This window comes from Streptomyces sp. NPDC005195 (assembly GCF_040608315.1).
In the GTDB taxonomy this organism is placed as follows: Bacteria; Actinomycetota; Actinomycetes; order Streptomycetales; family Streptomycetaceae; genus Streptomyces; species Streptomyces kaempferi.
The window spans coordinates 1-1,396 of the sequence record NZ_JBEXHZ010000339.1 but is presented as its reverse complement, the minus strand read 5'-3'; the positions used below and the strand labels follow the sequence as shown (position 1 = coordinate 1,396).

1 protein-coding gene is annotated in these 1,396 nt (G+C 67.6%); it reads left to right on the top strand.

Annotation, left to right across the window (positions count from 1 at the left end; all coding sequences use genetic code 11):
- Window positions 1-154: 154 nt before the first annotated feature.
- Window positions 155-1,360: an ISAs1 family transposase gene (locus tag ABZV34_RS39505; protein WP_356288141.1), complete on the top strand. Its 1,206-nt coding sequence runs from the start codon at window positions 155-157 to the stop codon at window positions 1,358-1,360.
- The last annotated feature ends 36 nt before the right edge of the window (window positions 1,361-1,396 follow it).

Genomic DNA, 1,396 nt, shown 5'->3' with positions numbered 1-1,396 from the left:
CAGGGGCATTGCACGATTGGGATTGGTCCGGTTCGTCGGTCTCGAGTGTGACGTGTCGTCATGTCTGTTGTGCGGCAAGGGGTAGGGGAGAGCAAAGCAGGCACGGTGCTGGTGATCATGTGGTTGTCGAGACCCATGAGAACCGAGCGAGACCGTGCCTGCCCGAACATCATCGCCCATCCCTTCCGCACTGGAGCAACTGGGCTCCCGGACTGATCCCCTCACCTCTAGCGATGTTTCTGACCTGCGGCGTTTCCTGATCCTGGTCGCTGATCCCCGCGATGCGCGAGGACTGCGGTATCCGGCCCTCGCGTTGCTGTGCGCAGCCGTCTCGGCGGTGCTGACCGGGGCTCGCTCGCTCATCGCGATCAGCGAGTGGATCACGGATGCCCCGCAGCATGTGCTGGGTGTCCTCGGTTTCGCGGCCGATCCGCTTACCGGTCTGCGGCCGGTGCCGCATGCCGCCACCGTGCGTCGCTTGCTGCAGCGTGTGGACGGTGACGCGCTGGACGCGGCGATCAGCGCGTATCTGCAGGCCAGAACGCCGCCCCCGGTCGAGCCGGACGCGGAGAAGGAGCCGGTGCGGCGGGTGATCGCGGTCGACGGCAAGGTGGTCCGCGGTTCACGGACCCGGGCGGCCGCGGCGATTCAGCTGCTGGCGGCGATGGACCACCACGGCGTGGTCCTGGCCCAGCGGCAGGTCGCTTCCAAGAGCAACGAGATCCCTTCCTTCGCGCCGTTGCTGGACGGTCTCGAGCTGGAGAACTCGGTGGTGACCGCCGACGCCCTGCACACCCAGCACGGTCACGGGGCCTATCTGACCCGTCGCGGCGCGCACTACGTGGCCGTCGTGAAGAAGAACCATCCGGGCCTGTACGCCCAGGTCAGGAAGCTGCCCTGGCGGGACATCCCGCTCGGGCACCGCACTCGCGACCACGCCCACCACCGCGACGAGGTCCGCCGGCTCAAGGTCGCCGCGTTCAGCCACCTCGACTACCCCGGCGCCCGCCAGGCGATCCAAGTCGTGCGGTGGCGACGCGACTTGAGCACAGGGAAGCTGACCATCGAGCGCGTCTACCTGATCACCAGCCTGAGCGTCTTCGACGCCACCTGCACCGAGCTCGCCACCTGGATCAGAGGCCACTGGGGTATCGAGAACCTCCTGCACCATGTCCGGGACCGCACATTCCGCGAAGACGACTCCAAGGTCCGCACCGGCACCCTGCCCCGCGCCATGGCCTCCCTGCGCAACCTCGCCATCAGCGTCCTCCGCCAAGACGGCCAAACCAACATCGCCGCCGCCCTCCGCCACACCGCCCGCGACTACCACCGGCCCCTACGAGCCCTCGGTCTCACGTGACGAACCCAGACAGATCCCGATCATGCAATGACCCTG